Origin of the sequence: Nitrosomonas sp. (assembly GCF_019635155.1) — a bacterium.
In the GTDB taxonomy this organism is placed as follows: Bacteria; Pseudomonadota; Gammaproteobacteria; order Burkholderiales; family Nitrosomonadaceae; genus Nitrosomonas.
The window spans coordinates 187,066-198,714 of sequence record NZ_JAHBZY010000003.1 but is presented as its reverse complement, the minus strand read 5'-3'; the positions used below and the strand labels follow the sequence as shown (position 1 = coordinate 198,714).

Below are 11,649 nucleotides of genomic sequence, written 5' to 3'. Positions count from 1 at the left end.
TCCACCCGCATTTTGCAGTAACCCAATCCGTCTCAGGATAAAAATACTAAGAAACCAGGATTGATGTTCTATTGTATTAAATGATCCGCTAATTTATCGTTACCACTGTGAGACATCATTACCGATCAAAGTCAGAAAATAACTACTGACGAAGATCGTATAGAATGAATAACATTATGTTCTTAAATACTTTTATTGATAGGAGATCAAAATGATTTTAAGAAAGTTAATCGCATCAACAATTATGGCAATCAGCTTTTTGGCGATTGGAAGTGGCGCTCAAGCGGCTTCGTATCATTTTGGCCATCTTCTATCGGGAGGCGGACCGGCAAATATACATTTTGCCGACTTGGAAATTACTGACATAGGTAGCGGTCATTGGTCGTTTTTCTTGCATAATATTGATCTGAGTGCTTTTGGTTCCGGTGCATTTATCGGCTCAATGGCGGTTGACGGTGTGACACCGAGCTCAGTGACAACCGTTGCAGGTGGTGGTGTAAGTAATGTTAGCAAAAGCCCGGGCGGCGGCCCCGGCGGTAGTTTTGACTTTAGATACGATTTTGGTCGCGGCAGCGATAAACTTAAAACCGGGGAATCAGTTTCATGGGACGCCTTCGGATTAGGAAGCTCGCATCTCCCGTTCAACGGGGAATTGGCTCTACATGTTCAAGGCACGAAATTCTCACCGGATTCTGCTTGGTATATTACGCCTGTACCTGAACCGGAAACTTATGCAATGTTGTTGATTGGATTAGGGTTGTTAGGCTTTTCCATACACAATAAGAAACAAGGTACATAATAATTCAACCCAAGACTGCCCGATGAAATCGGGCAGTTTCAATTTATCTGATCTCCATCAAACGGGTTCTCTCCAATCCGAGTACAATCCGAACGAATACCCGCAAAGCCGAAGTCAAAATCCCAGTGAAATGGTAAATCCCTCCAGATACCAAAGGTGCAGAGCAGTAGAATTTTCTATCATAGATGAAGGGAAATTTTACTAGTAGTGAAGAAGCAGCAATTTACAGAAAGCCAGATCATGCGAATCTTGAAGCAAACTAAGGGAAAGTGCTATACCAGCACATAAATATAAAACTTCCTAAATAAAGGCGATTATTCTCATCGCGTCAGCAAAAACGCCCAAAAAGTGCTTGTTCGAGCAACTTTTCGGGCGCAAGGAAAATATAATGAAGTAATGAAATAGCACTAACAAAGCTAACAGCAAAGCTCAACCAGTGCACTGACTATAACGCTCAAGTTTTAAATCAGTTGACAATCTGAACAGAAACTCCATTATCAATTGATATACAAATCATATCAACAAGTTAAGATCATATTAATTCGGAATTGGATATAATCCGCTCTTTATTTTTCTTTCAACTCTTCACTGATCTCCTCCACTTTATCTGCAGCATCTTCGAGAGCTTTATCGATCTTCTTTCCGGCTTGCTCAGCCGGACCATCGGATGCATCACTAAGCTCTTCGATACGTTCAGTGGCTTTTTCTATAACGCTATCAACTGCTTTTTTACCGCTATCGATAGATTTGTCTATCTCCTTACCAGCTTTTTCCGCAGGACCTTCCTGTTTCCCGGAGCAACTTATAAGAGTCAGTGATAAAAAAACCAAAGATACAAGTAATATGAATTTATTCATGGGATACCTCATCTGAAAAAACAAAAAGAAAAAACTGTGACACGGTGACATGTTAACACTCATCAATTTCATCGACAAACACGAGATAACAGTATCCCGACCTAAACGATGCTCAATAACATAATCCCGGAGGTTCACCGTCAACTAACCACCGTGATTCATGAACATGGATGGGGGTTAAATAATCAATCCTTTTCGTCCTTTGGTATAATCCATTAATTATTTATATTGCAGACCGGTTTAATATGCTGTTAATGATTGATAACTACGATTCTTTCACCTACAACCTCGTGCAATACCTTTCTGAACTGGGTGAAGACATCGTGGTTTATAGAAATGATGAGATTACTTTGGACACGATCTTAAAATTGAAACCCGATCGGATAGTGATTTCTCCCGGTCCTTGCACACCCAACGAAGCCGGTATCTCATTGTCCGTTATCAAAAAATTTAGCGAAGACATTCCTGTCCTGGGTGTATGCCTGGGTCATCAAAGCATCGGGCAAGCATTCGGCGGACACATTGTTCATGCAAAACAACTGATGCATGGCAAAACATCACCCATTTATCACCAGAATGTTGGAATCTTCCGAGATTTACCGAACCCCTTTATTGCCACGCGCTACCACTCCCTCGTTATCGAACGCGAAACTCTGCCAGATTGCCTCGAAGTTACGGCATGGACCGAAGACAATGAAATTATGGGTGTTCGCCATAAAACCCTCGCGATCGAAGGTATTCAATTTCATCCGGAATCAATCTTGAGTGAGCATGGGCATCAAATGCTCGAGAATTTTCTTAAGCGCGCATAGTTGTAATCTCAGAAGGTGATCCAATGAATCCACAAGAAGTGCTTCAGCAACTGATCGAGCATCAGGAAATCATGCACGAAGATATGATTTCATTGATGCGTCAAATCATGCAGGGTGAAGTTTCACCAACTTTTATCGCAGCCATCATTACCGGCCTTCGCGTAAAAAAAGAAACCGTCGGGGAAATCACTGCGGCAGCGCAAGTGATGCGTGAATTCGCAACCAAAGTCGACGTTACGAATAATACCCATTTGATTGATACGTGCGGTACTGGCGGTGATTCCTCACATACCTTCAATATTTCAACGGCATCGGCATTTGTCGCCGCTGCAGCCGGTGCGCGTGTTGCAAAACATGGCGGCCGATCAGTATCCAGCAAATCCGGCAGCGCGGATGTACTGGAAGCTCTTGGCGTTAATCTCAACCAAACACCGCTGCAAGTTGCTCAGAGTATCAATGAGATCGGTGTGGGGTTTATGTTTGCACCCAATTATCATACTGCGATGAAATATGCGGCACCAGTGCGGCGTGAACTGGGCATCAAAACACTCTTTAATATCCTGGGTCCATTAACCAATCCAGCGAATGCAAAAAGGCAAGTTTTAGGAGTATTCACTGATGAATTGGTAGAACCTTTGGCGCAAGTTCTGCAGCGTTTGGGAAGTGAGCACGTACTGATTGTTCATGGCAAAGATGGATTGGATGAAATTACGATTACTGGCGAGACAAAAATAGGAGAAATGAAAAACAATCAGATCTCTGTGTTTTCAATCAGACCGGAAGACTTTAATCTTAAAACCGCTGCTATTGACACTATTCGCGTCACGGACAATGAATATGCCAAAAAAATGCTGCTCTCGGTCTTGGAAAATGCAGCGGGCCCCGCACGGGATATCGTTCTGATGAATGCCGGTGCGGCAATTTACACCGCCGGAATTGCGGATTCCTTCGAATCGGGAATAAGAGCTGCGCTTCGCGCAATCGAAAGCGGCGCTGCATTAAAGAAACTTCATGATCTTGTTGAATTCACTCACCGAAATCCCACTTAAAACACAATGTCCGATATTTTAAAAAGAATTCTGGCCGTCAAAAAACAAGAGATCGCCACCGCTAAAGCACTCAAGCCTTATACAACGCTACTTAAAGAAACGCAATCCGCGCTGCCACCGCGGGATTTTATTGGTGCGATCCGAAACAAAATCAATAGCGGACAATCGGCAGTAATTGCAGAGATTAAACAAGCCAGTCCCAGCAAAGGTGTTTTACGCGGCTTAGCATCCGGGAATGCGCAGGCATTCGAATTCATACCCGAAGAAATCGCTAAAACTTATGCCCTGCATGGCGCAGCATGCCTTTCGGTATTGACAGACAAGCAATTCTTTATGGGAGATCCCGCATATCTGCAAGCCGCACGCGCGGCTTGTTCGCTGCCGGTATTGCGTAAAGATTTTATTCTTGAAGATTATCAAATCGCGGAAGCACGCGTGATGAATGCTGATTGCATTTTATTGATTGTAAGCGCCTTCTTGCTTGACAATAACAGTGATTCAGATAATCCGGTCGCACGTATGTTAAAACTTGAGCGATTAGCTCAATCACTGGGTATGGCTGTTTTAGTTGAAGTCCACGATGCCGCCGAACTTGAAATGGCTCTGCAACTCTCAACACCGCTTATTGGAATTAACAATCGGAATTTAAGAACATTTGAAACTACGCTGGATACCACATTAGACTTATTGAACAAAATTCCATCCGGGAAAATTGTCGTTACCGAAAGCGGGATTCATACATCCGCCGATGTAGCATTGATGCGCACTCACCAAGTTCACGCATTCCTTGTTGGCGAAGCTTTTATGCGAGCCGCCGACCCTGGAATAGAACTTACTCGGTTATTTTCCTAATTTACTTTATTGCCAATTGGTAGATTATTGTTTCCTAAAGATTTATACAGAGATGTCGTAAAAAAACTCCTTGCGACAATAAATCAGGGGTGCAAAAATGCCACAGAAAAATCAAAGAAAATTATCGGATTGGATTAATTTTCTTACTACAGCAGAAATTCCTGTTCTCAAGCAAACCGCACGAAACCTTGAAATTCTCAAACAAGATGAAAATAACCTGAACGCACGCAGCTATGCAAATATCGTAAAAAATGATCCTCTAATGACGGTAAAGCTAATGCGTTATATGCAAAAGCATAAGCATCGTTGCCAAGAACATGATGTGCTCGAAGCCGAGCAAATCGTATTGATGCTTGGGCTTGAAAACACAATTCGACTGATACCTGCCACGCCATTGGTGGAAGATGTTCTTGGAAAAAGTAATAGAAGTGCTCTCGTCTATTTGTTAAAAACCTCACACCGTGCCAATTTAGCCGCTTCTTATGCTTTTGATTGGGCAGTTCGGTTGCATGATTTACACTTTGCAGATATTCGGCTTGCCGCGCTATTACATGACATAGCTGAGATCTTGATGTGGTGCTTTGCGCCCGGGGAGATGCTAGAAATCAAGCAATTACAAAAAAAAGACAAAACATTGCGAAGTGCGACTGCACAAGAAAAAATATTCGGTTTCCCGTTAAACCAACTGCAGCATGAACTCGCTATCAACTGGAAACTCCCGGAACTATTAATCACCCTCATGGACGACAATTCCTCTAAATTGCAGCGCGTTCGCAATGTAATACTTGCGGTAAATTTAGCGAGACATTCTGCCAATGGATGGGATGACGCAGCTTTGCCGGATGATTATGAAGAAATTGCCAAACTGCTACATTTGCAAGCAGGCGATATTATGACCATCGTTGGTGCAAACAAACAGCACGAAAATGCAGAAAATTAAGTCGCAAATTTCCCAAATTGATCTTTTCTTTTAAGGTTGATGCACGAAGACCTTTACATATCAACTTTGAATTCGCCGCCCATAAATATCTTCAAAACGCACGATATCATCTTCGCCGAGGTATGAACCCGACTGAATCTCAATCATCTCGAGTGGAACACAGCCAGGATTCTCCAGTCGATGTTTAGTACCAAGAGGTATAAAAGTTGATTCGTTCTCGGAAACTAAAAAAACTTCTTCATTACGCGTTACACGCGCTGTACCACGTACGACAACCCAATGTTCCGCACGGTGATGATGCATTTGCAATGACAAGGCTGCGCCAGGTTTAACAACTATTCGTTTGACCTGAAAACGCTCGCCGGCATCGATTCCATCGTACCATCCCCAAGGACGAAATACCTTGCGATGCCATTGTCCTTCGAGCCGGTTTTGTTTCTTCAGAAAATCAACAACTAATTTAACATCTTGTGTTTTGTCTTTATTGACAACCAGCACTGCATCAGCGGTTTCTACTACGATCATGTTTTCCACACCCACACAGGCAACTAAACGATTCTCCGAAATAACAAGCGTATTGCTGCAGTGATTCAATATTACATCACCCTTCGAAGCATTACCGGTATCATCTTTAGGGAGTACTTGCCACAAGGAACTCCAAGCGCCAATATCGGACCATTTTGCCGCAAGCGGTATTACAACGCCGCTGGGCAACCCATTTCGAGGATCAGTTATCCGCTCCATTACTGCATAATCAATAGAATCGCTGGGACAATGCTCAAATGCACTTTTATCCATCCGTATAAAATCGCCATCAATCGATCCTTTTTCCCATGCACTACTGCATGCCGCAGCGATATCAGGTCGGCACTTTGTGATGGCAGCTAACCATACTGATGCGCGCATCATAAATAATCCGCTATTCCAGAGATAATTTCCAGAGTCGAGATAGGTTTGCGCCGTTGGTAAATCCGGTTTTTCTACAAAACGCGCAATATGATACGCAGTGCTCTGCGACAATGATTTTCCAAACTGTATATAGCCGTACCCCGTTTCTGGCGCGTCCGGAGTAATACCGAATGTAACGATACTACCAGCCAATGCCTGCGACATAGCCATTAGAACTACAGCATGGAAGGATGGAATATCCATAATGACGTGATCCGATGGCATGACCAGTAACACAGGATCCTCACCCATCCGCATGGCAGAAAGTGCCGCCAGCGTCAAAGCAGGTGCTGTATTTCGTCCAAACGGTTCAAGTAGAATGGCTCCTTTTCTATCCATGAGCCGCAATTGCTCGGCAATAACAAAACGATACTCCTCATTGCAGACAATGATTGGTGCGTTGACTACAGCACCCTTCAAATCATCCATTCGGCGGACAGTAGCTTGCAATAAAGAATCATCATTGATGAGAGATAAAAGCTGCTTCGGATACTTCTCGCGCGAAAGCGGCCATAGACGTGTTCCCGAGCCACCCGATAAAATAACAGGAATTAGTGTATCCATTTAACTCTCTACTAAAAAAAGCAAAATTTTCCAATTCTTGCCGCAGGAATTACTTCCCATATTTCCAATCCTGTCGTATATGATTCGACAGGACCGTATCCACCACTGTATGCGTTATTGACCATGATCCGGGTGATTGGCAGATTATGATCCCCCATGATCGGACCTTGATACTTAACTATCTCTTGGCCATTGACAGCCGCACAGAAGCGCCCATCCTTGCCGCGCGAACGATGCCAGTAAGCTTCAAATTTAAACCATTCACCAATTGGAACCGGTGCAACACGATTTTCTTCATGCCAATAAGTAGTAACCGGAACAGGCCCATTTGCATTACTGTCTCCTTTAGTTAACCAATACAGGCTACCTTCGTTGTCTTTCAATATACTCGTAACAATTCGATAATCGCCGTGACTGGCATTACCACCATAACCACCTGTCTTAAATTCAAATTGAGTGCGCCAGTTCCCCGATGAAACCGTAGGATCCAGCTTATCTGCCAAACCAGCCGGATATTTGATCCAGTACGTAATATATAAATCTGTAACATCACCGGCCGTTATTGGCCTAAGAAATATAAATGGCGCTTGTGAACCGGCCTGCCCTACAGTTCCTTTATTTTTTACATTCTGATAGAGCGCATTAACTGCTTCACCCTTAGGCCCGATAACTGTGATGATTTCATTGGCGATATAATTTCCGATGGTCTCAGAAGTAACAGGATCAATCGTAATAAGCTGAACACCGGAGAAACTTGAACCGAATGCTTTTGCCGGCCAACTATAACCAGTTCCTGTGTCGATACCTTTGATTTCCTGCCAGGCACCGTTGCCGGTTGGATAAAAATTTTGAGGTGCACCGATGGAAACCCCCGGACCAAAATTCGATTTAAAAAGTAAACCTTTCTCGGCATGAACAATCGGGATTATCAAACTAATAAAGATAAATGATAGTGCTTTAAAGTAAATACTATTACTTGATAGAGACTCCATCACTCTTCCTTTTAATATTCCCGTATTGAGCAAGTTTAATGTTTTTGCTGGCAGAATTTTTCCTCTCAGAAATTTTATAGCTGAAATAGCTTTAAGCAAACCGAAGCTACTTGATTGTTCGAAATTCCGGAGATTGAGCAGGATCTCCACGTCGGCCTGAAAGAAAGCCCATGATGACACCTGCAGTATGAAGATTTTGTGATACCACCATGTAAAGGCCATCTACTAAAGATTTTTTTCGAAAGACTCCAAAGAACAACGGAGTTAGCAATAAAAGGATCAGTATCCACCAGCCGACAGGATGATAAAACCCGCCAATAGCACTCAACAGGAGACTCAACCACCAACTTCCAACTATTAGGGATAAACGATACTGGGCGACTCCCCTTAAAGCCTCTTTCAAGTAAGGTTTACCCCAAGCTTCGCGCAATAACTCACCCGCTCCCCAAGCATAACGCCCACACCAACGCCTCCATAGCAACCTAAAACTCGTATCCGTATGACCATAATGCTTAATCGCTTGAAGCTCCAGTCGCTGCAAGCGCCATCCTAAGGCCCGCAAACGCAAGCCCAGTTCATATTCTTCATAGGAATGAAGATTGCGATTTGTCAGATACTCCGCCTGCTCCACTGCTGATTTTCGATACAGCCCACCCATATTCAAGCAATCAACCTCGCCAAATTTAAAAATATCATCTTCCGTACGGCGACGAAATTCGGCATTCGCTATGTACATCTCCTCAACAACGCCTCCCACTCCTCCTAGCGAAGGATCTGCATCAAGCGCAGCAACCGCAGCAATCAAAAAATCACCATCAAGCTCCATATCAGCGTCAAGGATGTAAATGTATTCACCAAGCGCGATACGATAACCAAGTTCAGCCCCCACACCGCAGCAACGATCCAAAGGGTTCACTAACTGCACAATCCGCACAGGATAGCGGTCTGCTAGTTCTATAGTATGGTCAGTCGAAAGAGAATCAGCCAGAATCACTTCACCACTACCTACTTTATCGATCGCTTCCAGAGCCGACTCAATAGCCCGGATAATGTTCTTCTCCTCATTCAGAGCCTTGATGATAATACTAACTTTCATTATGCTTTTACCTAGAATGATGTGTAATTGAAGTGTTAGTTACCCACATTAGTAATAATTGATCGATATTCTGCTGCAATACGATCTGAAACTATATGGGATTCAAAGCGACTCCATGCTGCATTTCGATTTTGTTCTGCGATTGTTCTCATTAGAGTCTCGTCTGACAATAGCATCAGAATCGCATCCGCAACTGTCTGTGCCGATACCTCCTTAAGAAGGATTCCATTTCGATTATTGTCGAAAACATCTGGAATCCCGCCGACTCCAGTAGTAATACAAGGAAGTCCGGCAGCCATCGCTTCTAGAAGTGATGCAGGGCAACCCTCACCATAAGTCGTAGGAAACACGAACAAATCGCCATTTAGCAGTATTTGTGCTTTGGTTTCTGTGCTTACAAACCCTGTAATTGTTACATCAGGAATCGAATGCTCATTTACCACACGTTCGATTGCTTCGCGTTCTTCTCCATCCCCAACAAGCCAGAGTGTCAATTCCGGATGAGATGTTTTAAGGGACGCGTATGCTTCAAGCAACTCCCACATACCTTTACCAGCAACCAAACGGGATATAAAAACTAATCGGCAATCTGTATGCTGTTGCCTGACAACACCATCAAACATCGTTCTATCAAACATTGCTGAATCAACATGAATTTTTTCAGCACAGAACCCCATGGATAGCATCTGCATGCGAAACCGACTTGCAAGAACAATGGTCATTGCTGGCCAACCATAAATGTATCGAAAAAGCGTGAGGTAAATTCGATTCCCTGCAATTTTCGCAGATAAATCCTCCTCCCAACCATGCATAAACATTAGCACTTCACGTTTCTTGAGTAACCGCAGTACCAATAGGAATAGACCATCACGAAACAGCGATTTAAGATTTAATGAAGGATTAATATGCACCACATCGGGTCGTACCGTATAAACGTGCCAAATAAGCCGTAGTGCATCTGTTACTGAATTAAACAATATTTTAATACGATTAGTATCAGTAGCGCGCCGCCCTACCAAAAAGTGACTCGTCTTAATATCACTATCAAACGCTCGTCGCATTGCTTCAATGAAGATTGCCACGCCACCGAGTATACGTGTATCTGGATACAGAATTGTAACATTCAAAATGCGATCAATAGCTTTCAACAGCTTCGGCCTTTACAGCACAGTGCTTGCATGACGATATGCCCGAAGATCGCATGCACATCTTCAGCTATTTGCATATCATTTACTGCTGCCCAAACATGATGTTGCGCAATTTCTTTTAACTTCCCGCCACTGTAACCACACAAACCAAGTGTTACGGCACCATGATCATTGGCATATTGCACGGCGCGGATTACGTTTTCCGAGTTGCCACTACCTGATAACGCCAAGACAAGATCACCTGGTTCCATAATATTTTTCAATTGCTCGACAAATACATCATAAAATGAAATGTCATTCGAATAAGACATGATTAAACCGACATTATCCAGCAAGCTTCGTCCTCGAAATGATTTACCACTAGAAAGATAAATACTTTTATTCCAATCATTAATAAAATGCAGCGCTGTAAGCGAACTTCCGCCATTTCCCAAGGTAATGATTTGACGTCCATTTTCCCAAGCAGAAGTCACCAGACTAACGGCATGGTCGATTTGATCCCGATCAAGGGCTGAGAGCGCGGCTTGAAGCTTGTCCAGATATGAACCCGCGGTGATGGAAAAATTTTCGTTCATGGAACTCTCCTAGAGCGGTGTGATAGATTAATGATAAAAAATGATACGACTCCCTAGAGGTTCAAAACTCATGGGAATTTTACGCAATTCAACTAATGCATTTACAATAGAACTATGACAGTGTTCCGGGGCAAATAGCATCAAGAAGCCACCGGCGCCGGCGCCAAGAATTTTTCCACCGATTGCGCCGGCGGCACGTGCACGATCATACCAACTATCTATCTCACTATTGCTGATGCCTGCTGTCATTTCACGTTTCAACATCCAGTTTTCGTGCAGAATCTCTCCAAAAACTTGGGTATTATTTTTTTGAAGTTCATCGAATAATGTATATGTCAAACCAACCATTTGCTGCATAATACGCTGTTTCGCCGTATCCTCTATCATCGCATCAGATTGGTTTTTTAATAATGCTGAGGCGCTTCGCGTTATTCCCGTATAAAAAACAATCGTATTACGCTGTATAAAATTAATAGTATCTTTCGCACAGATTAAGGGAGTAACAATAACCGAATCATCAGGCTGAAATTCAATTAAATTGAAGCCGCCATAGGCCGCCGCATATTGATCTTGTTTACCGATTGGTTCACCACATAAATCAATCTCGATGTGACAAGCATCCAGACCCAAGCGCTCAGCGGATATGTAGCTACTCTTAAATGCATTGAGTGCATGCAACAGCCCGACAGTAAACGAACTGGATGATCCTAAACCAGTTCCTCTCGATGGAATATCTGCAATTGTGGTAATCTCGACACCACCGCCAATGTTGAGATATTCCATAGCGGCTCTAACCAAATGATGTTTAATTTCAGAAACATTATTTACTTCTTCATTACTGGAATATGCGATGCGTATGCCATTATCAAACTTCGGGTTTACGGTAACATAAACATACTTATCAATAGCGGAGCTTAGTACTGCACCGCCATAACGTTGATAGAAAGCGGGCAAATCACTTCCACCGCCAGTAAAGCTCATTCGCAAGGGGGTCCGGCTAATAATCATAAATTAAAA

General features: G+C 43.2%; 12 protein-coding genes. 5 read left to right on the top strand and 7 right to left on the bottom strand.

Annotated features, from left to right (window positions below; all coding sequences use genetic code 11):
* The first annotated feature begins 211 nt into the window (after positions 1–211).
* Positions 212–799 carry a PEP-CTERM sorting domain-containing protein gene (locus tag KF839_RS03810; RefSeq protein WP_292916503.1) on the top strand — a complete coding sequence of 196 codons (588 nt, stop codon included), beginning with the start codon at positions 212–214 and terminating at the stop codon, positions 797–799.
* Between the two features lie 566 nt (positions 800–1,365).
* Here the strand turns inward: KF839_RS03810 and KF839_RS03805 are convergent.
* Positions 1,366–1,656 carry a hypothetical protein gene (locus KF839_RS03805; RefSeq protein ID WP_292916502.1) on the bottom strand — a complete coding sequence of 97 codons (291 nt, stop codon included), beginning with the start codon at positions 1,654–1,656 and terminating at the stop codon, positions 1,366–1,368.
* A 245-nt stretch (positions 1,657–1,901) separates the two neighbouring features.
* On the opposite strand from KF839_RS03805, the gene KF839_RS03800 reads away from it, so the two are divergent.
* The 4 genes from KF839_RS03800 (at position 1,902) to KF839_RS03785 (ending at position 5,309) form a co-directional block, all read left to right on the top strand.
* On the top strand, positions 1,902–2,468 hold the full coding sequence (locus KF839_RS03800) for an aminodeoxychorismate/anthranilate synthase component II (RefSeq protein ID WP_292916501.1): 567 nt from the start codon (positions 1,902–1,904) through the stop codon (positions 2,466–2,468).
* A 23-nt stretch (positions 2,469–2,491) separates the two neighbouring features.
* Positions 2,492–3,517, top strand: coding sequence for an anthranilate phosphoribosyltransferase (trpD, locus tag KF839_RS03795; protein ID WP_292916500.1), 1,026 nt, complete (start codon positions 2,492–2,494; stop codon positions 3,515–3,517).
* Positions 3,518–3,523: 6 nt separating this feature from the next.
* Positions 3,524–4,369, top strand: a complete 846-nt coding sequence (gene trpC, locus KF839_RS03790) for an indole-3-glycerol phosphate synthase TrpC (RefSeq protein WP_292916499.1) — start codon at positions 3,524–3,526, stop codon at positions 4,367–4,369.
* A 97-nt stretch (positions 4,370–4,466) separates the two neighbouring features.
* Positions 4,467–5,309, top strand: coding sequence for an HDOD domain-containing protein (locus tag KF839_RS03785; protein WP_292916498.1), 843 nt, complete (start codon positions 4,467–4,469; stop codon positions 5,307–5,309).
* A 60-nt stretch (positions 5,310–5,369) separates the two neighbouring features.
* Here KF839_RS03785 and KF839_RS03780 read toward each other — a convergent pair whose 3' ends face one another.
* Genes KF839_RS03780 through KF839_RS03755 form a run of 6 tightly spaced genes read right to left on the bottom strand, consistent with a single transcriptional unit; the run spans position 5,370 to position 11,613 of the window.
* Positions 5,370–6,821, bottom strand: coding sequence for a mannose-1-phosphate guanylyltransferase/mannose-6-phosphate isomerase (locus tag KF839_RS03780; protein ID WP_292916497.1), 1,452 nt, complete (start codon positions 6,819–6,821; stop codon positions 5,370–5,372).
* 11 nt (positions 6,822–6,832) lie between these two features.
* Positions 6,833–7,912: a hypothetical protein gene (locus KF839_RS03775; RefSeq protein WP_292916496.1), complete on the bottom strand. Its 1,080-nt coding sequence runs from the start codon at positions 7,910–7,912 to the stop codon at positions 6,833–6,835.
* 7 nt (positions 7,913–7,919) lie between these two features.
* Entirely contained in the window at positions 7,920–8,909 is a 990-nt protein-coding gene (locus KF839_RS03770) for a glycosyltransferase family 2 protein (RefSeq protein ID WP_292916495.1), read from the bottom strand.
* Positions 8,910–8,944: 35 nt separating this feature from the next.
* Positions 8,945–10,057, bottom strand: a complete 1,113-nt coding sequence (locus KF839_RS03765; RefSeq protein WP_292916494.1) for a glycosyltransferase family 4 protein — start codon at positions 10,055–10,057, stop codon at positions 8,945–8,947.
* The gene (locus tag KF839_RS03760; RefSeq protein ID WP_292916493.1) at positions 10,054–10,632 is read right to left on the bottom strand and encodes an SIS domain-containing protein; all 579 of its coding nucleotides are present in this window, start codon (positions 10,630–10,632) and stop codon (positions 10,054–10,056) included. Before KF839_RS03760 ends, KF839_RS03765 begins: the two co-directional genes overlap by 4 nt.
* A 27-nt stretch (positions 10,633–10,659) precedes the next feature.
* Positions 10,660–11,613 (bottom strand): GHMP family kinase ATP-binding protein, encoded by a 954-nt coding sequence (locus KF839_RS03755; protein ID WP_292916492.1) that lies wholly within the window; start codon positions 11,611–11,613, stop codon positions 10,660–10,662.
* Between the last annotated feature and the right edge of the window lie 36 nt (positions 11,614–11,649).

Coding starts and splice junctions, on each gene's coding strand:
- KF839_RS03810 (WP_292916503.1), top strand. CDS start 212: ATGATTTTAAGAAAGTTAATCGCATCAACAATTATGGCAATCAGCTTT.
- KF839_RS03805 (WP_292916502.1), bottom strand. CDS start 1,656: ATGAATAAATTCATATTACTTGTATCTTTGGTTTTTTTATCACTGACT.
- KF839_RS03800 (WP_292916501.1), top strand. CDS start 1,902: ATGCTGTTAATGATTGATAACTACGATTCTTTCACCTACAACCTCGTG.
- trpD (WP_292916500.1), top strand. CDS start 2,492: ATGAATCCACAAGAAGTGCTTCAGCAACTGATCGAGCATCAGGAAATC.
- trpC (WP_292916499.1), top strand. CDS start 3,524: ATGTCCGATATTTTAAAAAGAATTCTGGCCGTCAAAAAACAAGAGATC.
- KF839_RS03785 (WP_292916498.1), top strand. CDS start 4,467: ATGCCACAGAAAAATCAAAGAAAATTATCGGATTGGATTAATTTTCTT.
- KF839_RS03780 (WP_292916497.1), bottom strand. CDS start 6,821: ATGGATACACTAATTCCTGTTATTTTATCGGGTGGCTCGGGAACACGT.
- KF839_RS03770 (WP_292916495.1), bottom strand. CDS start 8,909: ATGAAAGTTAGTATTATCATCAAGGCTCTGAATGAGGAGAAGAACATT.
- KF839_RS03760 (WP_292916493.1), bottom strand. CDS start 10,632: ATGAACGAAAATTTTTCCATCACCGCGGGTTCATATCTGGACAAGCTT.
- KF839_RS03755 (WP_292916492.1), bottom strand. CDS start 11,613: ATGAGCTTTACTGGCGGTGGAAGTGATTTGCCCGCTTTCTATCAACGT.